Annotated in this window: 18 protein-coding genes and 1 pseudogene; 16 read left to right on the top strand and 3 right to left on the bottom strand. The window is 67.1% G+C overall.

The window, feature by feature from the left end:
* The 16 genes from ACSQ9A_RS34210 (at position 1) to ACSQ9A_RS34135 (ending at position 18,085) form a co-directional block, all read left to right on the top strand.
* The gene (locus ACSQ9A_RS34210) at positions 1–1,578 is read left to right on the top strand and encodes a hypothetical protein (protein ID WP_436307217.1); all 1,578 of its coding nucleotides are present in this window, start codon (positions 1–3) and stop codon (positions 1,576–1,578) included.
* Positions 1,579–1,674: 96 nt separating this feature from the next.
* Positions 1,675–2,388 (top strand): hypothetical protein, encoded by a 714-nt coding sequence (locus ACSQ9A_RS34205; protein ID WP_436307216.1) that lies wholly within the window; start codon positions 1,675–1,677, stop codon positions 2,386–2,388.
* A 153-nt stretch (positions 2,389–2,541) separates the two neighbouring features.
* The gene (locus tag ACSQ9A_RS34200) at positions 2,542–3,606 is read left to right on the top strand and encodes a YncE family protein (protein ID WP_436307215.1); all 1,065 of its coding nucleotides are present in this window, start codon (positions 2,542–2,544) and stop codon (positions 3,604–3,606) included.
* 33 nt (positions 3,607–3,639) lie between these two features.
* Positions 3,640–4,698, top strand: a complete 1,059-nt coding sequence (locus tag ACSQ9A_RS34195) for an ABC transporter substrate-binding protein (RefSeq protein ID WP_436307214.1) — start codon at positions 3,640–3,642, stop codon at positions 4,696–4,698.
* A 10-nt stretch (positions 4,699–4,708) separates the two neighbouring features.
* Positions 4,709–5,674, top strand: a complete 966-nt coding sequence (locus ACSQ9A_RS34190; RefSeq protein WP_436307213.1) for a Bug family tripartite tricarboxylate transporter substrate binding protein — start codon at positions 4,709–4,711, stop codon at positions 5,672–5,674.
* Positions 5,671–6,384, top strand: a complete 714-nt coding sequence (locus ACSQ9A_RS34185; protein ID WP_436307212.1) for a hypothetical protein — start codon at positions 5,671–5,673, stop codon at positions 6,382–6,384. The genes ACSQ9A_RS34190 and ACSQ9A_RS34185 overlap by 4 nt, the downstream gene beginning before the upstream one ends.
* Positions 6,385–6,593: 209 nt before the next feature.
* Positions 6,594–8,672: a PepSY domain-containing protein gene (locus ACSQ9A_RS34180; RefSeq protein ID WP_436307211.1), complete on the top strand. Its 2,079-nt coding sequence runs from the start codon at positions 6,594–6,596 to the stop codon at positions 8,670–8,672.
* A 23-nt stretch (positions 8,673–8,695) separates the two neighbouring features.
* Entirely contained in the window at positions 8,696–8,926 is a 231-nt protein-coding gene (locus ACSQ9A_RS34175; RefSeq protein WP_436307210.1) for a hypothetical protein, read from the top strand.
* Positions 8,927–9,000: 74 nt separating this feature from the next.
* On the top strand, positions 9,001–10,113 hold the full coding sequence (locus tag ACSQ9A_RS34170) for an ABC transporter substrate-binding protein (protein ID WP_436307209.1): 1,113 nt from the start codon (positions 9,001–9,003) through the stop codon (positions 10,111–10,113).
* A gap of 116 nt (positions 10,114–10,229) precedes the next feature.
* Positions 10,230–13,139, top strand: coding sequence for a TonB-dependent siderophore receptor (locus ACSQ9A_RS34165; protein WP_436307208.1), 2,910 nt, complete (start codon positions 10,230–10,232; stop codon positions 13,137–13,139).
* A gap of 32 nt (positions 13,140–13,171) precedes the next feature.
* On the top strand, positions 13,172–14,203 hold the full coding sequence (locus tag ACSQ9A_RS34160; protein ID WP_436307207.1) for a PstS family phosphate ABC transporter substrate-binding protein: 1,032 nt from the start codon (positions 13,172–13,174) through the stop codon (positions 14,201–14,203).
* 59 nt (positions 14,204–14,262) lie between these two features.
* Entirely contained in the window at positions 14,263–15,417 is a 1,155-nt protein-coding gene (locus ACSQ9A_RS34155; RefSeq protein ID WP_436307206.1) for a PstS family phosphate ABC transporter substrate-binding protein, read from the top strand.
* 18 nt (positions 15,418–15,435) lie between these two features.
* Complete coding sequence (locus tag ACSQ9A_RS34150; protein WP_436307205.1) at positions 15,436–16,929, top strand: alkaline phosphatase family protein; 1,494 nt, start codon at positions 15,436–15,438, stop codon at positions 16,927–16,929.
* Positions 16,930–17,139: 210 nt separating this feature from the next.
* Entirely contained in the window at positions 17,140–17,352 is a 213-nt protein-coding gene (locus ACSQ9A_RS34145) for a hypothetical protein (protein ID WP_436307204.1), read from the top strand.
* Positions 17,349–17,633: a hypothetical protein gene (locus ACSQ9A_RS34140; RefSeq protein ID WP_436307203.1), complete on the top strand. Its 285-nt coding sequence runs from the start codon at positions 17,349–17,351 to the stop codon at positions 17,631–17,633. Before ACSQ9A_RS34145 ends, ACSQ9A_RS34140 begins: the two co-directional genes overlap by 4 nt.
* Complete coding sequence (locus ACSQ9A_RS34135) at positions 17,630–18,085, top strand: hypothetical protein (RefSeq protein ID WP_436307202.1); 456 nt, start codon at positions 17,630–17,632, stop codon at positions 18,083–18,085. The genes ACSQ9A_RS34140 and ACSQ9A_RS34135 overlap by 4 nt, the downstream gene beginning before the upstream one ends.
* Before the next feature lie 80 nt (positions 18,086–18,165).
* On the opposite strand, the pseudogene ACSQ9A_RS34130 reads toward ACSQ9A_RS34135, so the two are convergent.
* The 3 genes and pseudogenes from ACSQ9A_RS34130 to ACSQ9A_RS34120 all read right to left on the bottom strand — a co-directional run.
* A pseudogene (locus tag ACSQ9A_RS34130) lies at positions 18,166–18,767 on the bottom strand (IS66 family transposase); the annotation flags it as partial.
* 498 nt (positions 18,768–19,265) lie between these two features.
* Positions 19,266–21,122, bottom strand: coding sequence for a sensor histidine kinase (locus tag ACSQ9A_RS34125; protein WP_436307201.1), 1,857 nt, complete (start codon positions 21,120–21,122; stop codon positions 19,266–19,268).
* Positions 21,123–21,136: 14 nt separating this feature from the next.
* Positions 21,137–21,799, bottom strand: coding sequence for a response regulator transcription factor (locus ACSQ9A_RS34120; protein WP_436307200.1), 663 nt, complete (start codon positions 21,797–21,799; stop codon positions 21,137–21,139).
* Positions 21,800–21,804: the final 5 nt, after the last annotated feature.

Raw genomic sequence — 21,804 nt, 5'->3', positions numbered from 1 at the left:
ATGAACAAGTCCATCATCCGCATCGGCGCGCTTTCAGTCGCGCTCTCGGCCGCTCTCGCTGCCTCCTTGGCCACTGCCGGCCCGGTGTCGCCCACTGCGCTCAAGGGCAAGAAGATCCTGTTCGTTGTCAGCGAAGCCAAGAAGGGCGAGAAGAACGACGACCTGCTGATCAAGGAGTACCTCGAGTCGCGGGGCGCCAGCGTCACGCTCGCCGGCGCCGAGGATCCGGCCACCGTGGCTCAGGGCAAGGACCTGGTGATGATCTCGTCCACCGCCGATGCGCGCGTGCTCGGCGAGCGCTACCGCAACGCGCCACAGCCAGTGGTGACGTGGAACGCGTACAGCTTCCCCGAACTCGGCATGACCGGCAGCGAGCTGCACCGCGATTTCTCGGTGGTGCGCGAGAAGGTGTTCCACAACGCCAACCACGCCGCCTACTACGCCTACGCCACCAGCGCCGCCAAGCCGATCCTGCAGGCTGCCGGCATGCACGAAGGCATGATCGCGCCGTTCACCTTCAGCGCGGGCGAGACCGACCCGTCCTGGGGCCGGCCGACGATCGGGGCGGACATCTCGGTGGTCTTCGAAGGCACCCCCGACAAGGCCGCGGTGTTCTCGTACGAGAAGGGCTCCGTGATGGCCAACAACACCGGCGCGCCAGCGCGCCGCGTCGGGCTGTTCCTCGGCGACAACAGCTTCTCGATCCTGACCGATGCAACGGGCCCGGCCGCGCAGGACCCGAAGTCGCGCCAGTGGTTCTCGGGCCGCCGCCTGTTCGATGCCGCGCTGCGCTGGGCCGCTAGTCCGCCCGACGTGCCGGCCCAGCGCCCCGACCACGCGCAGGCGCAGGCCGAGATCGCGAAGCAACTGCGCGGCAAGAAGATTCTGTTCGTGCGCCGCTTCGACATGCCCTGGCCAGCCAACGAGGCTTCCGACCAGGCGCACCTGGCATGGCTGCGCTCGCTCGGGGCCGAAGTGACCGCGGTCGACCACATGGAGCCCGACACGCATGCCAAGGGCAAGGACCTGGTGCTGATCTCCGCGTCGATCAACAAGTACAAGCTCGGCTTCAAGTACGCCGACACCACGGCGCCCCTGGTGATGATGGAGGCCAAGGCGGTCGACCAGATCAACATGGTCGGCCGGCAGCGCAACACCGAGTACGGCGTGAACGACCACAAGGAAAGCCTATATCCGCCGGAGAACTACGTGCAGATCGTGCGTCCCGCGCACCCGCTCGCCGCGGGCTTCCCGGCCGGCAACTTCAAGCTGTTCAAGACGCCGGGCGTCCTGGCCTGGGCGGTCGTGCCGCCCGGCGCGGAGGTGATCGCCGGCATCCCGAACCAGCCGCGCCACGGCACGATGTTCGCGTACGAGAAGGGCGCCGTGATGGCCAACGACCACATCGCGCCGGCGCGCCGCGTGCTGTTCCCGATGGACGCGACGCGCTTCCCCGACCTGACGGACGAAGGGCGCGTGCTGTACGGCAATACGCTCGTGTGGGCGCTGGGTCAATCGGCGCCTGTCGTTTCCGCGAGCAGCAACACGATCGCCACCACCGTCGCCTCGGGCCGTTGAGCTACGAGCCGCCGCAGCGTCTACCCGAAGGCGGCGCCGCCCCTCCCATTCCACCGTCAAGGAAGGTTCATACCTACTTATTCCATCAGGCGCCAGGTGTTCTTCTGCAGCCTGGGCGTGGTGCTCGGCACGGCGCTCGGCGCCGCAGCCGCACGCGCCGAACCCGTGCATGCCGTGATCACGGAGCCGCTCGGCAGCGAGCGTCTCTCCGAGATGGCGCCACAGTTCAAGGCCTGGCGCAAGGCCGGGGTGCTGACCGACTTCAAGCTGCTGAAGGCCCAAGCGGACCAGAAGGAGCCGGGCTTCGCCGCGCTCGCTGTGGTCGAGCTGCCGGACGAAGCCGCCTTTAAGACCTGGAGCTCCCAGACGGCGCCGAAGTTCGGCGACAAGCTGATCGTGCGCCGAGCCACGCGGGTCCGGCACGAAGGCCAGCCGTCGAAGACGCCTGCGTCGGCCGTGCACGTCGCGAGTTTCTACTCGACGCATGTCTCTGCCAGCGACTACAAGCGCTACACCGAGCACTACATCGCGCCAAACATGAACCTGCAGCGCGCCGCGGGGATCATGAGCCAGTACGCGATGTACGTGGAGCGAGAGCCCGTCGCCGGCCAGACCCGCTCGCTGCTCGTGATGGAGTACGCCGACGCGGCCGCCTACGCGCACCGGGAGCCCATCAAGGAAGTCGGTAAGCAGAAGCTTCTGGCCGACCCCGAGTGGAAGCGCCTCAACGACGTGAAGGAGACGATCCGCTCCGACATCTCGTCGACGGCGGCGATCGACGTCGGCGCGGCAATGCTGGCCGCCCACTGACGACCCGGGGGACCAGCCGCCGGGGCCCCGACCGACCCGACGGCTGCCTTTCCTGAAGCGGAATTCAGGAACGCTACAGGTTCTCTTCAGCCGACCGGCATACCGTTCACGTCCATCGGATCCACGATGAAAACACAGGAGACCTCGTCCATCATGAAGCCGTTTCTCCGCTCGCTGCCAAGCCTCCTCGCGCTGTCCGGCGCGCTGGTCGCGTTCGGTGCCGCTGCCGGCCCGCTCTACCGCATCGACTCCGCAGTCACGATCCAGGGGCAGGCAGCGCCCAGTTGGGATTACCTTGCGTTCGACCCGGCGACCTCGCTGCTCTACGTCTCCCTGCGTCAGGACGGCGCGCAGGTGTTCGACACCAAAGGCAAGAAGGTGGTGCGCACGATCGACGACACGAAGGGCGCGAACGCCTTCGTGCTGCTTCCGGAGTTCGACCGCGGCTTCGTGATCAACACGGACGGCTCCGCCACAGTGTTCGAGTTGTCCACGCACAAGACGCTGAAGCGGGTCAAGTTTGCCGAGGAAGCCGACAACGGCTTCTACGATCCGGCCACCAGGCAGTTGCTCGTGACCACGGGCGGCGCCCACGAGGCCGTCTTTCTGGATCCGAGGAGTTCGGAGGTACTCGGCCGGATGCACGTGGACAGCAGCAAGCTCGAGGGCACCGCGTCCGACGGCAAGGGCAACATGTTCATGGCGCTGCGCGATCGCAACAAGATCCTTCGCATCGACATGAAGCGTCGGGAGGTCAGCGCCGAATGGCCGACGCCCGCCCCATGCGATCAGCCCAACGGCGTGGCCTTCGATCAGGCGAACGAACGCGTGTTCGTCGCCTGCCGCGGCCGCGATCCGGTGCTCACGGTGATGAATGCCGCCAACGGCAGGGTCGTCTCGACGGTGCCCATCGGGCGCGGCAGCGACGTGCTGGTCTTCGACGCCGAGCAGCGCAGGTTGTACTCATCCAACGGCGTTGATGCGAACCTGACGATCGTCGACCAGATCGACGCCGACACCTACAGGGTTGCCGAGGTGCCGACGACGCGGCCCTACGCGCGCACGATGGCGCTCGACCCGCGTACGAAGACGGTCTGGCTCGTCGCCGCTGAAGGCACCGTCGACCCCGGCAAGAAGTGGAACAGCGAGGTGGCGCCCTACTACCCGAACACCTACTTCAAGGACACCCTGGCGGTGATCTCCCTGCAGCGGCGCTGAGCGACCTGTTTTGAATGAAGAAAGGATTCCACGATGAGGAAGCTACTTGTCTGGACAGTCGCGGCACTCGCCGCAACATTTGCTTCGATCGCGTCGGCCGATCCGCTCCCGGTCGACAAGCGCATCGTGCTGGTGGTCGACGAATGGAAGGCGGTACGCAACCTGCCGGTCGTCGTCGCCGAGCGGTTGGAGTACCTCAAGGCCGATGGCATGGACGTCACGGTGATGAACGTGCGCGACGACGTCTGGCACGGCGACATGCTGGTCGACGGCCGCGTCGATGCCGTGATGGCGTATTGGCACCACAACGCGGTCAACCAGTCGATTGGCCGCGACACGCAGGCGATCGTCACGCTCGGCGTCACGCCGGGCGTGAAGGTGCTGGTGGCGAATCACGCCAGGGACAAGTACCGCACGCTGGCCGATCTGAAGGGCAGCCGCTTCATCGCCGGCGGCGCGGGCTCGTCGAAGACCACGCTGGCCAACGCGCTGGTGCTCGCCGGCGGGCACAAGCTGTCGGACTACACACGGCTCGGCACCGACGGCAAGGACCTGAACGTCGCGGCGCTGCGCGACGGAAGGGCCGACTTCGTCGTCGCGCCGACGCCGGACGCGACCTTCTACGAAGCGCAAGGCGTGGCCACGGTGTTCGCCGACCTCACGACGCCCGAGGGCACGAAGAAGGCGTTCGGCGTGCCGTTCCCGAGCAGCACCGTGTTCATGGCGACCGCGCGCATGAAGGAGCGGCCCGACATCGCGCGCCATCTCGCGAAGGCGTTCACGCGCGCGCTGCACTTCATCAACACGCACAGCCCCGAGCAGATCGCCGCGATCGTGCCCGAGGCGGTCAGCGGCAAGGACCGCGAGAAGTACATGAAGGCGATGAAGGAAGCGCTCCCGATGTTCGCCACCAACGGCCTGATGCCGGCGGACGGCGTGGCGCACGAGCTTCGCGCGCTGGCCGAGTTCGATCCGAAGTTCAAGCCGGTCGACGTCAAGCGCACCTACACCAACGCGTTCGTCGAGGAAGCGCTGAAGGCGGCGCGCCCTGACCTGATCCATCCGATCCGCTCTCCTTATTCCCACACCTGAAAGACCCATCATGCGTCGAGACACCTTCCTCAAAAGCCTGGCCGCCATGGCCGCCTGCGCCGCGCTGCCGCTGCCCGCAAGCGCAGCGGCCAGCATGAAGATGATGATTCCCGCCAATCCCGGCGGCGGCTGGGATACCACGGGCCGCGCGCTCGGCAAGGCGCTGCAGGAGGCCGGCTTCGCGAGCACGGTGGTCTACGAGAACAAGGGCGGCGCCGGCGGCGCGCTCGGGCTGACACAGTTCGTGAACAGCAGCAAGGGCGATCCGAACGCGCTGATGATCATGGGCGCGGTGATGATCGGCGGCCTCATCTCGGCCAGGCAGCCGGCACAACTGCAGCAGGCGACGCCTCTGGCACGCCTGCTCACCGAGGACCAGGTCTTCGTGCTGCCCGCCGACTCGCCGCTGAAATCGATGCAGGACGTCATCGCCCAGCTGAAGAAGAACCCGGGCAGCGTCAAGTGGGGCGGCGGCTCGCGCGGCTCGACCGAGCACATCGCCGCGGCCATGATCGCGCAGGAGGTGGGTGTCGATCCCGCCAGGATCAACTACGTCGCCTTCCGTGGCGGCGGCGAGGCGGTCTCCGCCATTCTTGGAAACAACGTCACCGTCGGCGGCAGCGCCTATACCGAGTTCGGGGAATACCTGAAGGCCGGCAAGATGCGGGCGATCGCCGTGACCTCCGCCCAGCGACTCAAGGAGGTCGACGCGCCGACGCTCAAGGAGCAGGGCATCAACGTCGTCATCAGCAACTGGCGCGGCCTCTATGGCGCGCCGGGCATCACGCCCGAGCAGCGCAAGACGCTCATCGACGGCATCGTGAAGGCGATGAAGACGAATGCCTGGCAACAGGCCGTCGAGCAGAACAAGTGGACGCCCGCGCCGATCACCGGCGATGAATTCGCCAAGTTCGTCGAGAGCGAGTTCACCCGCCTTCAGGCCATCATGACCAAGTCCGGAATGATCGGTTCGTGAGCCTCTGCCGATTCGAGACGATCCATTCACGCACGCTGCTCCTCGCCGCCAGCCTGATGCTGCTTTCGCAGCCGGGCTGGGCCGGCCGACCGTTCACCACCGAGGATGCCGGCGTCATCGCCGACGGTGCCTGCGAGCTGGAGTCCTTCGGTGCGTACGTCCGCCCGCGCCACGAACCTTCGGAACGCGGTGGCTGGAGCCAAGTCGGGTGCGGGATCGGCTTCGACACGCAACTCGCAGTCGGCGCCGGGCGATTCAAGTCCGGCGGCGGTTCGAACACGGTCGCGGCGCTCGGCGGCAAGACGGCATTGCGCCCCTTGTCCGATGACAGCGTTGGCGTCACTCTCGCCTACGTACTCGAGGGCCTCAGGTCCTCCGGACAGCACATGCGCCATGCGGGCTCGGCGGCCGCGCTCGTCGTCTCGATTCCGAACGGGCGCACGATCGTGCACGCCAACCTCGGAGTTGCCCGCAACCACCTCGAGGGCAAGACCGTGGGCACGTACGCCCTGGCCGTCGAGCGGCTCGGCGAACGGGGCCTCGATGTCGGTCTCGAGGTCTTCGGCCAGGGCAGCGAGCGCCCCTGGATCGGGACCGGCGCGCGTTACGCCCTCAGGGCCGAGAAGCTTTTCGTCGACTTTTCCTTCGCCGTGCAAACCGGCGACGCTCACGCCCGCAAGCTGACGGTCGGTCTCAAGTACGCATTCTGAGCACGAGCCATGTCACCTTTGACCGCTGCGGCCCAGGCGATGGGCGCGATGCAGATGCGCTCGCTGACGGCTGCGGCGCCGCGGCCGGTGAACGGCGAAGCCGGCGCAGAGCCTGAACGAAGTTTCAGGATCGCTACAGATTCGGTACAGCCGGCGCTCATAGAGTGCCTACGGCGCCAGCAGATCAGTCGCCACCAAGGACGAAGAGCATGAAACCGAACCTCTACAAATGCGTATTCCAGGTCCACCGTTGGACAGGCCTGACCATCGGGATGGTGATCCTGATGATGGCGCTCACCGGCGCGGTCAACCTGTTCCGGCCGCAGCTCGAACCCACCGTCAATCGCGAGCTGCTGACGGTGCCCACCTGCAGCGAGCGGGTGCCGCTCGATGCGCTCGGCGAGACCGCACGCGCCGCGCACATGGGCGGTCGCCTCGATTACATCAAGCTCAGCGCCGGTGAACCCGGCGCAGCGCGCATGCCGGCGGCGCGGGTGCGCTTCGACGACCCGCAGGTCGACGTGTACATGAATCCTTGCACCGGCGCAGTGGTCGGCGAGCGGCCGCGCTACGGCGGGGTGCTCGGGACGATCGAGCAGACGCACATCCTGCGCTTCAGCGAGGAGAAGTGGGTACGCAGCATCACCGGTGTGTGCGCGATCATCTTCGGCATCGTGCTGATCGGAGGCGGCTCCTACATGTGGTGGCCCCGCCGCAGGGGCTACGGTCGCGCGCTCAGGCTCGACGTACGGCTGGAGGGCCGCGCGCGCAGCATGAACCAGCACAAGATCGCCGGCGTCTACGGCAGCCTGTTCCTGATTGCGCTGATCCTGACCGGGCTGCCGCTGGTGTTCGAGTGGTACCGCAACGGCCTCTACACCCTGACCGGCTCGCCCCTGCCGCAGAAGCCGCCGAAGTCGGCGCCGGCCGACCGCGACTCGCCGCGGGTGTCGATGGAAGCGTTCTGGCAGAAGGTGCAGGCGCTGGAGCCGAACCCCGAGCATGCGCTGCTGAAATACCCCGGGGAAGGTCCCAACGCGCCGCTCGAAGCGTACATGGTCGCGCGCGGCGCGCCGCACGAGAACGCCCGCTCGCTGCTGTTCATCGATGCCTACAGCGGCAAGGTCCTGCGCTACACGCCGTACGAGAAGGCCAGCGCCGGCTTCAAGCTGTACTTCTGGATGATCTCGTTCCACACCGGCTCTGTCGGCGGATGGCCGATGAAGCTGATCCTGCTTTTCGGCACGCTCATGGTGCCTGTGCTCGCCTATACGGGCATTCGCAGCTACCTGCGCCGCCGCAAGTCGCCTGCGGCCGCACCGGCCCTGGCGGCCCCGATGCCGGTTCGCGTCAGGCGCATCGCATTCCAGGCAGCCGACATCAAGTCGTTCGAACTGGTCAGTACGACCGGGGACCCGCTGCCCGCCTTCACGCCGGGTTCGCACATCGACGTCAGGATCGAAGACGGCCTGCAGCGCCAGTACTCGCTGTGCAACGATCCGAACGAGAGGCACCGCTACCTGATCGCCGTCAAGCGGATCGCCGGCTCGCACGGCGGGTCGCGCGCCATGCACGAACTCGTTGAAGAGGGTGACCTGCTGTCCATCAGCGCACCGCGCAACCACTTCGCGCTGCATCCGGCAGCCGCGCACCACGTGCTGGTCGCCGGCGGCATCGGCATCACGCCCCTGCTGTGCATGGCGCGCCACCTGCTGTCCATCGGGGCATCCTTCGAGCTGCACTACTTCACCCGGTCGATCGAGCAGACCGCATTCCATGCCGCGCTCTCCGCACCCGAGTTCGCGCCCCACGTGAGTTTCCACTGCGCAATCGAGCGCAGCCGGCTGCGCGAGACACTGCATCCCCTGCTGTCGCGCCGCGCCGCCGATGCACACCTGTATCTATGCGGACCGCGCGGATTCATGAACCTGGTCGAGGAATTGGCGGCAGCGGCCTGGCCGGCCGGGACCGTGCACGTCGAGCACTTCGCCGCCAATCCGCTGGCCTCGGCGGGCGAGCGCAAGCCCTTCGAAGTGACCCTGGCCCGAAGTGGCGGCACCTTCACCGTGCCGGTGTCCAAGAGCATCGTCAACGTGCTGGCCGAGCGCGGCGTCTGCGTCGCGACCTCCTGCGAGCAGGGTGTCTGCGGCACGTGCCTCACGGGGGTGCTCGAAGGCAAGCCGGATCACCGCGATGCGTTCCTCAGTCCACAGGAGCGCATCGCGGGAGCCAAGATGCTGGTTTGCGTATCGCGCGCCAGCACGCCTCGCCTGGTCCTGGACCTCTAGCGCCGGCGGGCCTGGAGCAAGCGATGATCTCCGCACGCAAGCTCGTGTCGTCGGTGGTGGCCGCGCTGCTGGCCTCGGGTGCCGCGGCGCTGGCTTATCGCGCCGCCTCCGAGCCGCGCGCCGCCCCGCCCATGCTGCGGGCCAGGTCCGATCCGCTTGTCAGCGTCACGCCGGCGCAGCGGACCGACCTGCCGATCCGGATCGCGGCCGAAGGCCACGTGACGCCGCTCGCGCCGATCGCCGGCCGTCCTTAACTCGAATTCAGGCCCGGTACAGGCTGGCTTTAGCTGCGGTCCATAACCTCGCTGATCACACGACAGAGACGACCATGAAACTGCTGCATTCCATCATCTTCGCGCTGGCCGCCTGCGCCTGCGCCTGCGCCGGCACCGCATTCGCCCAGGTACCGGCCGGCTATCCGGCCGGCTACGCCAAGGTCGTCGAGGCCGCGCGGAAGGAGGGCAAGGTGGTCGTCTACAGCGTACTCGGCAACAAGGCCGCGACGCCGCTCGTCGAGGGCTTCAAGGCGCTGTACCCGGACATCGAGGTCGAGTACGACGGCAACAGCGGCTCCAACGAGATCACCGAGCGATTCCTCGCCGAGCTCAAGTCGGGCAAGCCCTCGGCCGACGTCATGTGGAGCTCCGCCATGGACCTGCAGATGATGCTGGTGCGCGATGGCCACGCTGCGTCGTACGCCTCGCCGGAGGCGCCGCATCTGCCCGCGTGGGCGCGCTGGCGCGACCAGGCCTGGGGCACGACCTTCGAGCCGGTGGTGTTCGTCTACAACAAGACGCGGGTCGCCGAGGATGAAGTACCGCGCGATCGCACCGCGCTCGCCAAGTTGCTCACCGAGCGCGCCGACAAGTTCGCCGGCAAGGTCGCAATGTTCGACATCGCCAAGGCAGGGGTGGGCTACCTGTTCGCCGTGCAGGACGAGGCACAAGGCCAGCGGCTGCCGGCCTTGCTGCAGGCGCTGGGCCGCGCCCGGGTGCAGGAGGGTGTCGGCACCGGCGAGATGCTCTCCAAGGTGAACTCCGGCGAGTACCTGCTCGGCTACAACATCATGGGCGCCTACGCGCTGGTGCGCAGCAAGAAGGAGCTGCCGTCGCTCGGCGTCGTGCTGCCGCGCGACTACACGCTGGTGCTGTCGCGCGTGATGTTCATCAGCAAGCATGCGAAGCATCCGAACGCCGCGAAGCTGTGGGCCGACTACCTGCTGTCGCAGCGTGGCCAGAAGATCATCGGCGACGCGATCGAGCTGTTCGCCGTGCGCGATGACGTCGATGCCGAGTACACCGCGGCCAAGCTGCGCGAGCGCATCGGCTCGGCGGCGCGGCCGATCCCGATCGACCCGAAGATCGCCGCCGCGCTCGACGAGAAGCAGCAGCGTGCCTTCATCGCGAACTGGAAGAGCGCGCTGGCGGGCGTCGCGCGCTGAAGTGCAGCCCCCGCGGGAGGCGCGCAGCGGAAGGAAAGCTCAGAATTGTTCATGAGCGATGCAGGCTGACCTCAGTGCGGCCGCCCACGCTCGAGAGAAAAATGAAGGAGACGAGGATGGGAAGCACGAAGACGGCCTTGGCGCTGGCGATGATCGCCGCATTCCCCTTGGCGCAGGCGCAGAGCGATGCTTTGCCGACGCCGCAACCGCCCGGCGTCCTGCACGCGGCACCGACCGGCGCCGCCAGCTACGCGCAGACGCTGGTCGAGAGCACCGCGGCGATGCACCCGGAGCTGATCGAGATCGACCTGCATGCAACGCCTTCCGGCGCCACGCAGGGCACGATCGTCGCGGCGAAGTCGCCCGCGCGCATCGGCCGTCCCGACGACGACGCCGCGATCGCGGTGTTCAGGAGCGGCGAGCCGCGCATCGAAATCAACCGCCGCGGCGACGGCAACGTGGACGTCCAGGTGCAGCTGTTCGACATCTTCCGCCAGACCGTCGGGAGTGTGGCGTTCACTTTCCCGTACCCGCCCGAGACCGACCCGGATGCGCTCGTCAAGAAGGCCGGACACTACCGCGACGAGATGAGCCGTCGCATCTTCGACGCCGGCAGCCTCATGGAGCCGGCGCAACTCGACCCGCGCATCCCGCTGCGCAGCTACGCGCAGTTCCTCGTCGACGACCTGCTGCGCCGTCATCCCGGGATCGAGGTGATCGCGCTGCACGCGCGCACGCCGAGGACGGGAAGCGACTACCCCATCGTCGCCTCGAATATCGGCCGCATCGGCAGGCCGGCCGACGAGGGCGATCTCGCGGTCGTCCGCAGCGGCCAGCCGTACGGCAAGGCCGATGCACGCGGCGCACGCTTCGAAGTCAAGGTTCCGGTGAAGGACGCGTCAGGCGCCATCGTCGGTGCGCTCGGGGTCGTGTTCCCGCTCGGAGCGGCTGCCAACCCCGAGGCGCTGCAACGCCGCGCCGAGGCGATTGCGGCCGAGATGGGGCAACGCATCGCGAGCGCCGCCCTGCTCGAAGGTCCGTACCCGGCCACGGCGCTGGCGAAGGAGCCCGACGCGATCGAGGAGTACAACAAGCAGGAGCTCGGCAACAAGCAGAACCTGCCGATGACCAAGGAGGTCGCTTCGGGACAGGCGATCGGGCAGACGCAGGAAGGCTATTCGGAGGCCATCAAGAACCAGGCCGGCGTGCAGGCGACGAACTCGGCCGGCAGCGCCAACGATGCCTTCGCCATCCGCGGCATCAAGCTCAACCTGTTCTCGAACTACAGGCTCGACGGCGGCCTGCCGGTCGCAGGCGTGATCACGAACCCGACGGAGAACAAGGAGCGCGTCGAGACGCTGAAGGGCGCGAACGCGCTGATGTTCGGGGTGGCCAGCCCGGCCGGCATCATCAACTTCGTGACCAAGCGGGCGGGTCCGCGGGACATCACCACCGTGGGCGCAGCCGGCAATTCCTTCGGCCAATACGGCCTTGCCCTGGATCTCGGCCGACGCTTCGGCACCGACGAGCAGGTCGGCGTGCGGCTCAATGCATCGGCGACCCACCTCGAGAACGGCGTGCGCGACATGGGCGGGGACGGCTCGTTCGCCAGCCTCGGCGTGGACGTGCGGGTCACGCCGCGCCTGACCCTGCAGGGCGACTTCGAGCACTACCGCCGCGACGTGCCCGAGCAGGCAGGCATCGCGCTGCTGTCGCCCGTGAACGGGGTCATTCCGCTCACGCCGGTCCCCAGTCCGAGAAACCTGCTGTCCGGCACCTGGAATCTCTACACGCCCAGGACCACCAACATCCAGGGGCGGGCCGACTACGTCCTGAACGACGACTGGAAGGTGCTGCTCCAGGGCGGGCAATCCCAGTCGGAGCGCCACCGGAATACGGTGCGCATCCGCAACTACAACATCCTCACCGGCGCCGGCGGCATCGTGACGGTGCAACCGATCGACAACGACTACACCAACACCTTCTGGCGCACCGAGGTGCTCGGGAAATTCAGGACCTGGGGGCTCACGCACGACCTGACCATCGGCCTGTCGAGCAGCGAACGCGAGTCGAACACCTCGCAGAGCGCCACCATCACGCTGCCGCAAAGGCAGAACATCTACAACCCGATCCGGCTCAACCCGCCGCTCATCGGCCCGTCGGTCCCGAGGCCGATGCAAAGCAGCACCGACACCGGCCTCTATGGCTACGACACGATCGGCATCACGGACAAGCTGAAGATGCTGCTGGGCGTGCGCAGGGTGCAGGACAAGGAGGTCTTCGGCAGCACCGAGACGAAGACCTACCACACCTCGCCCGCTTACGGTGTGCTGTACGACATCCGACCGACGACGACGCTGTTCGCGAGCTACATGGAAGGTCTCGAAGCGGGCGCGACCGCGCCCGCGAACGCCGCGAACGCAAACGAAATCCTGCCGCCGGCGATCTCGAAGCAGAAGGAAATCGGCATCCGCGACTCCTACTTCAAGGGCTTGCAGCTCAGCGTCTCGTACTTCGACATCATGCGCGCCAACGCCGTGACCGACCCGGCGACCGGCATCTTCGGGTACAACGGCAACCTCTCGTACAAGGGCATCGAGGCGACGGCCAGCTACGAGATCAATCGCGACTGGAAGGTCAATGCGGCGGTGCTGCGGCTGAACGCGAAGCAGGACGCGCCAGGCCAGCCGCTGATCGACGGCAAGGCGCCGGAGAACACACCGAAGTGGAACGCGAACTTCGGCGTGAGCTACCGGGTGGCGGCGGTCCCGGGCCTGACGGTGAGGGCCGGGATGAAGATCATCACCAAGCGGCCGTTGAATGCGCAGAACCAGGGCTATCTCCCCGGCACCACGCTCTACGACGCCGGCCTGAGCTACGCCACGCGCATCGAAGGCCGCCCGACGTCGTTCAGCCTCAGCATCGACAACCTGACCAACAAGCGCTACTGGAACTCGGTGGCCGACGGCACCTACGGCATCGGCATGGACCGCTCGATCAGGTTCAACGCGAAGGTCAATTTCTGAGCGCAGCCGCCGGCTCGCAGCGGATTCCGGTCATGAAACACAAGTTCTGCATCCGCGCTGTCGTGCTGTGCGCGCTCCTCGGTGGCGCTGCGCAGGCGGCGCAGCCCTCCGACGTCGCGTGCGCGGGTGCTCGTGCGGCGAGCATCGATCCGGCGCTGCCGGGCTATGAACCGCTCGCGATCGAACTGGCGCGCGAGGAGCGCTACATCGGTCCCGACGGCGCTGTCATGGTGGTCGGCTACAACGACATGCGCGAGATGATGGAATCGCTCACCTCGCAGTTCAGCGCGGCGCATCGAAACGTTCGCTTCAAGCTCGATCTTCCCGGCACGCGTTTCGCGCCGGCCGCGCTGGCGCGAGGCGTGTCCGCGTTCGCCCCGATGGGGGCGCTGTTCACGCCGCAGCAGCTCGAGGAATACCGGACGATCGCGCGCAGCGATCCGCTCGCCGTGCGCATCGCTCACGCGTCACTGGACGCCCGTGCGCTGAGCGGGCCGCTCGCGATCTTCGTGCATCGCGACAACCCGATCCGCTCCCTCACGCTGGCACAGGTCGCGAAGGTCTTCGCGGGCGACGTCACGCGCTGGAGCGATCTTGGCCTCGGCGGTGCCTGGGCGGGGCGCGGCGTGAATGCCTATGGCATGAAGCCGGGCACCGCGTTGGCGTTCGAGCTGCAGCAGAGGGTGATGCCTCGCAGGGATTTCGGCGCGCGCATGGTTGGTGTGCTGCAGTCCGCCGAGCTCGTCGAAAAGGTCGCGTCCGATCCCCTGGCGATCGGATTCGCGGCAGCGATGCGCGCAACGCCGGACGTGCGCGCCGTTGCGATCGCCGCGATAGAAGGGGCCGAAGCCGTCACGCCGACTTGCGAGGACATCATCGCCAGCCGCTATCCACTCGATCGTCACCTGCTGATCTATGTACCGTGGCCGGTCACGCCGCTCGCGCGCGAGTTCGTTCGCTTCGCCCTCTCGCGAGAAGGTCAGGAGGCGATTGCCGCTTCACCGCAAGGCTACCTGCCGCTGTCGGCGAAAGACGCCGCCGCGGAGCGCGCCAAGGTCGAATAGCGCGGCACTCGCGCTGGTTTGTTGAAGTCGTGGTTGAGCCAACAAGGAGAATCCGCCCCATGAAAGCACTACTTCGTGCAAGACAAGCGATGCTATCGATCGTTGCCTGCGCTGCCGCGGCGGCATCGGTCGCACAGCCCGCCGATACCCGTCCGATGGTCGAGTGGGTCATCCCGGCCCTGCCGACGAACGCGCCGCAGACGCCCGAGCAGGCCGACGCGAGCCGGCAGCGCGGACGCCAACTGCCGGCGCCCGAAGTGCTGCAGCCGACGCTCGACAAGGCGCTTCCCGCCTATCAGCCCCGAAAGGAAAAGCTGACCGGCACGTTCAAGGGCGCCTCGTCCGACGTGCTGAAGGCGCTGGTCCAGAAATGGTTCGAGAAGTTCAAGACCTACCACCCCGGCGTCACGCTGAGCATCTCTCCACCATTTGCAGGCAGCTACGGCGCGAACGAGCTGGTGAAGGAGAACCTCGACTTCGTGTTCGTGTCGCGCGAGCTCAAGCCCGACGACATCGTGAACTTCAAGGCGAAGTTTGGCTACGACCCGTTGACCGTGCCGGTCGTGGGTGGCTCGTATCGCCACTACGGCGCGCTCGACGCGGTCGGCTTCTTCGTCCACAAGGACAACCCGATCGAGAAGCTCAGCTTCGATCAGATCGATGCGATGTACTCGACGACGCGGCATCGGGGCGGCAAGGCGATCACGACCTGGGGCGAGCTCGGGCTCACGGGCGAATGGGCCGACAAGCCGGTCAAGCTGTACGGCATCAAGCCATGGAACGGCTTCGAGGAGTTCGTGCGCCAGCGCGTGATGAGCAAGGGTGACAAGCGCGGCGAATGGCGCGACGACATCCAGTTTGAAAAGCTGGTGTTCCCGATGGCCAAAAATGTGGCCAGCGACCGCTACGGCGTCGGCTATTCCGGCATCGCGTACATCGATGCGCCCGTGCGGATGATTCCAGTCGTTGCCAATGCGGGAGACGCGCCTCAGGCGCCGACGTACGAGAACGTCGCGCTCGCCACCTATCCGCTCAGCCGGCTAATCTACTTCAACACCAACAAGGCGCCAGGGAAGGCGCTGACGCCCGCGCTGGACGAGTTTCTGCGCTTCATCCTGAGCCGCGAAGGACAGCAGGTCGCTCTCGATCACGCGAGCTACATCCCTTTGCGCGCGTGGCAGGCGCAAGGCAGCCGCGCATTGCTCGACCACTGATCGACCGAGAACTCAACCATGCAAACACCCAAACTACTCGCGCTGACTGTCGTGTCCGCCGTCATGCTTGCGGCGGGCGGCCCTGTCATTGTGCAAGCGGCATCGACTCCACCACCGGCCGTCGCGAAGCACGCGTTGCTGATCAGCGTCGACGGAGCGCATGCCATCGACCTGGCGCTCTACGTCAGGAACAACCCGGGATCGCACCTGGCGCAGCTCGGGCAGCGCGCGATCACCTACACCAATGCGCGCCAGCCGCTGCTCGGCGATTCGACGCCGGGGCTGCTGTCGCTCGCCACCGGCGGCTCCGGTGCGGGGGCCGGCGTGATCTACAGCCCATTCTATGACCGCGACCTGTCACCGCCCGGCTCCGACTGCAGCACGCGCGGCTCGGTCTACTACGTCGACGAGAAGTGGGTCAAGGACATGAAGCGCGAGGACTCGGGCGGCGGCATCGATCCGGGCAAGCTGCCTCGCGATGCGTCGAAGAGCTGCACGCCGGTCTATCCCCATCAGCTCATGCGCGTCAACACGGTGTTCGAGGTCGTGAAGGGGGCGGGACGGCGCACCGCATGGATCGACCAGCACGACATGTACAACGACCTGCTGAACGGCCCTTCGGGCAAAGGCCTTGACGACAGCCGCGCGCTCGAGCGCAAGGGCGTTCCGCAGACGCTCGAGGGCTTCATGGGGCAGGACGCGCGGCGCCTGGAGATGCTGCTCAAGCAGATTCGAGGATTCGACAGCACCGGCACGCAGCGCGTCGGCGTGCCGGCCGTTTTCGGCATGGGATTCATCAGCTTCGGTGCCGCCCAGAAGTCGCAAGGCTACAAGGATGGCGATGCTACCCCAAGCGAAGCGCTGAAGAAGACGCTCGACTTCGTCGACAACTCGATCGGGCGTATCGTCGCGGAGCTCAAGTCCAGCAAACGCTACGACTCGACCCTCATCGTGCTGACCGCGAAGCACGGCCAATCGCCGATCGACGTCAAGCAGCGCCGCGTGATCGATCGAAACGTGATTCGCAATGCGGTGAACAGCGTCGCGCCGGGCTTGCTCGCGCACGGATCACTCGATGCCATCGGCCTCGTGTACCTCAAGGATCGAAGCCGAACGAGCGAGGTCGTCGCGGCGCTGCGCGCGAAGGCCGGCGAAGCCGGGATCCTGAAGATCTACTCCGGCGAGCAGCTCGAGCTGCTGCTGCCGAGGCAGGATTCGCGCACGCCCGACATCCTGATCCAGCCCGTACTTGGCGCGTTCTACACCGACAATGCGGACGGCGACGCGGCCAGGGAGTTGCTGGCCGAGCACGGCGGAATGATCGACGAGGACACCAATGTGCCGCTGCTGGTCTCGTTCCCCGGCGCAAGGGGCACGATCAATCGAGCGCCGGTGCAGGTGAGCCAGGTCGCGCCAACGATTCTTGCCGCACTCGGGCTCGATCCGAACGCGCTCAGGGCGGTGCAGATGGAGGGCACGCCGCTGTTGCCGGGATTCCGAGCCAAACGTTGAGCGCTGCTGCCGGGCCTCGTCTCCACCGAGGCAATGCCTATGAGCCTGCGCACCCATGAAGCTGTCGCGCGTGGTGCACGTGCCGTTCTGACGCCCGGAAACAACCTGAACCGGATTTCAGTTGGCCTTCAGCCTGCGTTGAGCGAGGTCCATTAATGTCTGTATTTCCAGGACGGTGGTTTCGTCCCCAGGTCCTTCGAGGAGACAGACATGTTGGAGTCCATTCATCAGCAAAGCGAATATGAAGTCCGCTTCGAGTCCCTGTTCAAGCCAGGCCGGGGCTTCGCGTTCCCGTGCGACCAGAGCGGTCGCCTCGATCTGGACCGTGCCAGCGAGGCCGCACGCAATAACTACTTCTTTGCTCGGGCAATGGTGGGTCGCGAGTTCTCGCCTCCCGTCGTGCGCCCGCTGACGCTCCATTGAACGCGATCCCCTCGATGCTACCGCCGCGCGCGATCGACCCTCGCGCCAACTTGCGCGGAGACCTGATCTTTAACCTCACGCGACGCACGCTCCCGCTGAAGGCGCACCGCAGGACTGGCCTGACCGTCGGGCTGCTGCTGCTTTTCCTCGCCTTCACCGCCCTCGGTCTAGAGCTCGCGCATCTGCGACCCGCGGCTTGCGAGCAGGGCGGGTGTTACCTGATTCCGGTGCAGGGGGCGACGTGTCGCGTGACGGCTTCCACCGTGTGTATGAGCGCATGAAGCCGGGCGACTTGCTGTTCATGGATCCGTCGCGCAATCACTTCCCGCTCGACCGCTCTGCGACGCGCCATCTGCTCGTCGCCGGCGGTATGGGCATCACGCCATTGCTGGCCATGGCGCAGGACCTGCAGCGACAAGCCCTGCCACTCGAGCTGCACTGCTTCACGCGTTCCGTCGAACATTCCGCGTTTCTCGAGTTGCTGTCGCATCCGCGCTTCGCAGACCGCGCCATCTTCCACTGGCCCACGGGGCCGGAACGGATGCGGGATACGCTGAGACTCCTGCTGCGGGAGCGCGCCGAGGACGATCACTTGTACCTGTGCGGCCCGAAGCCCTTCATGGACGTTGTGGGGCAGGTCGTGGCTGGCCGCTGGCCGCCCGAGGCGGTGCATGTTCTGCACTTCGGCGGAGACCCGGTGGCGCCACAGGGCCCAGGCAAGGTCGATCTGTAGCCGAGCGGTCCCGGCAAGTCTTATGGCGGGAATTTTTTCTCGCCACCCGCCGTGCGTTCGCTGCCGCTCAACTTAACCGGATCCCGTCGAATGAAGGGCCGGCGCGCGTGACTGCAGCAACCAAGATGCGTCAGGCCATGCGCCTTGGCATCCCGTTGTACACGTCATAGCCGTCGCTCGCGAGCGTCGCGCCGTGCCGGATTCCCGCGTACAGCTTCTCGGCGTGCACGCCGCCACGACCCGGCGCATAGGCGAACAGCCGCACCGGCGGGCCGCTGCCGTTCATCTGCGCCCACATGAAGCGCTTGGTCTGCGCCTTGCGCCCGGGCTCCTTGAGCACCTGAACGGTGGTCTCGTCGCCGTAGATCAGATCGGAGTCCAGCAAGTGATCGCGCAGCAGGTTGATGATGGGCTGTACCGCCCGTCCTATGCGCACCACCCCGGCGGCCAGGGTGTTGCTGGCGAGATCCCCGCCGAAGCGCCGCAGCAATGCGGCTTGGCGATACAGCGGCATGCCGAACTGGTACTTGCCGGTGATGACCCAGGCCTGCGCGGCTTCGCTCAGAAGACCCCGCGGGATGATGCGCGCGGGCGCCGGCGTCACCTTCAGGCTGAGGTCGCAGCAGGGGCACGCGTACTTGATGCGCTGGTGCTGGATGACGCGCACCTGCTCGGGGATCACGAATGCCGGTTCCACGGCTCGGGCCACGCCGCCGGTGGGGGACGCTGTCTTGGTCATGCCGCGTTCGTGCCGGCGTACCCAGGTACTTAACTGGTTGGCGTTGATGCCGCAATCGCGAGCCAGCTTCGCCATCGATATGCCAGGCGCCCCGCACGCGAGAATCAGTTCCTGCTTCGCCTGCGCGTCATAGACGCACCGGCCATCGCGCTTGCGACCCAGGACAAGCCGCTTCGCCAACTCCGAAACCCAATCTGACATTACGTTCCCATCTACTTCTACGTGGGAACGTAGCCTGTCAGTTCAGCGCACCGAATTGAAGGACGTGGTTAATTGACGGCTTACGGAACTTAGGCTTGCGCAAGCGTTGCAGTCGATGCCTCAGCCGACCGCCGGCGTGTTCGTGGGTAGGCCGGTAGGCCCTCCGACATTGGCCTCACATTCGCACGCGGTCGGGCCGGCCAGGCTCTTGTGGGCTTGGATCGGGTGCGCATGGCTGCATCATGCCGCGATCGCCACGCCAGCCGGCAGTTGGATTGGAAAGCGCAGCGCGACCGTGGTGCCATCGGGTGTCGAGCGGATGTCCAGCGTGCCGTTCAGCCGGCGCGCGCGCGCCTCCATGTTGCGAAGGCCCATGCCGCCGTGCGCGTCCCCGCCGCCGGCGAAGCCACTGCCGTCGTCCGCCACCGAGAGCGAGAGCTGCCCGTCGGCCGCGTCGATGCCGACGCGCACCTTCGAGGCGCGGCTGTGCTTGAGCACGTTGGCCAGCGCCTCCTGCAGCAGGCGCAGGAAGTCGAGCCCGCGGCGGTCGTCGAGGCGGCACTGGTCCAGCCCGCGCAGCGCCCAGGTGCATTCGATGCCTGCGGCCTCCAGCACGCGCGTGCTGCGGTGGCGCAGCGGCGCCAGGCGTTCCGACAAGCGGTCCGCATCGCCCAGCGACGAGCTTTCGATGATCAGGCGCAGGTCGTCGCGCACTTCCTTGAGCGCCCACAGCGCGGTGTCATGCCCGGCCGCGCTGCGGTTCTCGAGCGAGGCGATGTGGCCGCTGAGCGTCATGCCCAGGCCGTCGTGCAGGTCGCGCACCAGGTTCATGCGCTCGGCCAGGCGCGTGTTCTCCAGTTCCGTCGCGTGCTCGCGGTGCAGCACCGAGGACAGGCGCTGGGTGGCGTCCTCCACGTGGTGCCGCAGCTCGGCGTTGAAATGCTCGACCAGGCGCATGCCGACCACGAAGCGCCAGGTCAGCACGAAGGAGATGCCCACCAGCATCGCGCTGGAGGACCAGGGCGTGTAGTAGAGATTGGTGGCCAGCACGTTGTGGAACACGAGCACGTCGTGCGTGCCGGCGGCCAGCGGCAGCAGAGTGCACAGCGCCAACGCCTGCACCTCGCGCTTGCCCGAGGCCAGCGCGTGCCGGCAGATGATCCAGACACTCAGCGCGTAGGTCGCCAGCGCCATCACGACCGCGGCGTCGCGAACCGGCGACAGCAGCGCGTGCGGCGCAAGCCACAGGGCGGTCGTGGTCAGGCCGATGGCGCCCCCGATGAGCCGCACGGCGCGGCGCCGTTGCAGATCGCAGAAGCGCAGGGCGAACATGAGGAAGGCAGCGATGCTCAGCACCAGGGCGGACATGTTGACGGCCTGGTAGGCGTGGGTGCTGCCGAAGGGCCAGGTGTCGCGCGCGACGTAGTTGTAGCCCACCGGCACCCACAGCAGCGAGAACAGGCTGAACCAGCCGTAGAAGGTCTCGTTGCGCCGCAGCAGCCAGAACAGGCCGTAGAGCACGCCCATCGCGAGCGTGATGCCCAAGCTCAGCATGTGCAGCGACTGCCGGATCAGCTGCTCGTGCCGGTAGTGCGCCTCGGCCGCGGCCGGCTGGTCCACCGTCACCTGGCCGAGGCCGGGGGCATAGGCCGCGAGGCCCGAGACGCGCACCAGCAGCTCGTTGGGCCCGGAGCGCAGCAGGGGCGCGCTCAGCAGCCAGTGGCGCGGATAGTTCCAGCTGCGTGACAGCGGCTCCTCGAGCTGCGTGTCCTGCGCCAGCAGGGTGCCGTTGACGTAGATCGCGCCGGCCATCGAGAGATAGTCCATCGCGAGGCCCCGGGGTGAAGGCTCGCCGGCTGCGGCGGGCTCGTTCCACCGCAGGCGATACCACACCATGCCATCGTGCGCCGGCCAGCGCTCGGCCCAGGCGTCGGGCAGCGTCACCGTGGTCCAGCCCTCGGCGGGCGGCGTGTCGGGAGCCGCCGGGTCCGCGCGTACGGCCTCGATGCGCTCGAAGCCGGGCAGCCCGCCGGCCGCGGCCGGCGGCAGGCCGGCGAACAGCAAGAAAAGCAGCAGGCCCAGCAGCAGCTGCTGCATGCGACCGAGCAGGATCAGGGCAGCAGGCCGCGCCCGCGGGCGCTGTGGACGGCCGCAGCACGCGAGCGCACAGCGAGCTTGCGATAGATGTTCTTGGCGTGGCATTCGACGGTGTTGACCGAGATGTGCAGGCTTTGCGCGATCTCGCGGTTGCTTTGTCCCTGGGCCACCAGTTCGAGCACCTCGATCTCGCGTTCGCTGAGCAGGCCTGTGTCCGCTGGCGGGGCGGCCGCAATCCTAACCACCTGCGCGGCCGGCGGTGCGGCCACCAGGTGCAGGATGCGACGCGCGATCACCGGGTCGATCGGCGCGCCGCCGCGCTGCATGCTGCGCAGCGAGAGCTCCAGCTCCACGTCCTCGCCGTTCTTCAGCAGGTAGCCGGTCGCGCCGCCGCGAATGGCGCGCAGCACCGTCGCGTCGTCGCCGAGGCTGGAGACGATCACCGTCTCGGTCTTCGGCGCATGCGTCTGCATCCACTCCACGAACTCGATGCCGCTGCCGTCGGGCAGGCCGACGTCGACCAGCGCGAGATCGAAGCGCTGCAGCGCCGACTGCGCCCGCGCCTGCGCCAGCGAGTCGGCCTGCGTGCACAGCGCCTGCGCGTGCACTTGCGAGACGATGCGCTGCAGGCGCCAGCGCACGGGTTCGTCGTCATCGACGATCAGGACGTTCAACAAGCGTT

The sequence above is a fragment of the Variovorax sp. LjRoot290 genome (assembly GCF_964253985.1).
Lineage (GTDB): Bacteria > Pseudomonadota > Gammaproteobacteria > Burkholderiales > Burkholderiaceae_C > Variovorax.
This window is presented reverse-complemented; position numbering and strand designations above follow the sequence as displayed.

Coding starts and splice junctions, on each gene's coding strand:
- ACSQ9A_RS34210 (WP_436307217.1), top strand. CDS start 1: ATGAACAAGTCCATCATCCGCATCGGCGCGCTTTCAGTCGCGCTCTCG.
- ACSQ9A_RS34200 (WP_436307215.1), top strand. CDS start 2,542: ATGAAGCCGTTTCTCCGCTCGCTGCCAAGCCTCCTCGCGCTGTCCGGC.
- ACSQ9A_RS34195 (WP_436307214.1), top strand. CDS start 3,640: ATGAGGAAGCTACTTGTCTGGACAGTCGCGGCACTCGCCGCAACATTT.
- ACSQ9A_RS34190 (WP_436307213.1), top strand. CDS start 4,709: ATGCGTCGAGACACCTTCCTCAAAAGCCTGGCCGCCATGGCCGCCTGC.
- ACSQ9A_RS34180 (WP_436307211.1), top strand. CDS start 6,594: ATGAAACCGAACCTCTACAAATGCGTATTCCAGGTCCACCGTTGGACA.
- ACSQ9A_RS34175 (WP_436307210.1), top strand. CDS start 8,696: ATGATCTCCGCACGCAAGCTCGTGTCGTCGGTGGTGGCCGCGCTGCTG.
- ACSQ9A_RS34170 (WP_436307209.1), top strand. CDS start 9,001: ATGAAACTGCTGCATTCCATCATCTTCGCGCTGGCCGCCTGCGCCTGC.
- ACSQ9A_RS34165 (WP_436307208.1), top strand. CDS start 10,230: ATGGGAAGCACGAAGACGGCCTTGGCGCTGGCGATGATCGCCGCATTC.
- ACSQ9A_RS34160 (WP_436307207.1), top strand. CDS start 13,172: ATGAAACACAAGTTCTGCATCCGCGCTGTCGTGCTGTGCGCGCTCCTC.
- ACSQ9A_RS34155 (WP_436307206.1), top strand. CDS start 14,263: ATGAAAGCACTACTTCGTGCAAGACAAGCGATGCTATCGATCGTTGCC.
- ACSQ9A_RS34150 (WP_436307205.1), top strand. CDS start 15,436: ATGCAAACACCCAAACTACTCGCGCTGACTGTCGTGTCCGCCGTCATG.
- ACSQ9A_RS34145 (WP_436307204.1), top strand. CDS start 17,140: ATGTTGGAGTCCATTCATCAGCAAAGCGAATATGAAGTCCGCTTCGAG.
- ACSQ9A_RS34135 (WP_436307202.1), top strand. CDS start 17,630: ATGAAGCCGGGCGACTTGCTGTTCATGGATCCGTCGCGCAATCACTTC.
- ACSQ9A_RS34125 (WP_436307201.1), bottom strand. CDS start 21,122: ATGCAGCAGCTGCTGCTGGGCCTGCTGCTTTTCTTGCTGTTCGCCGGC.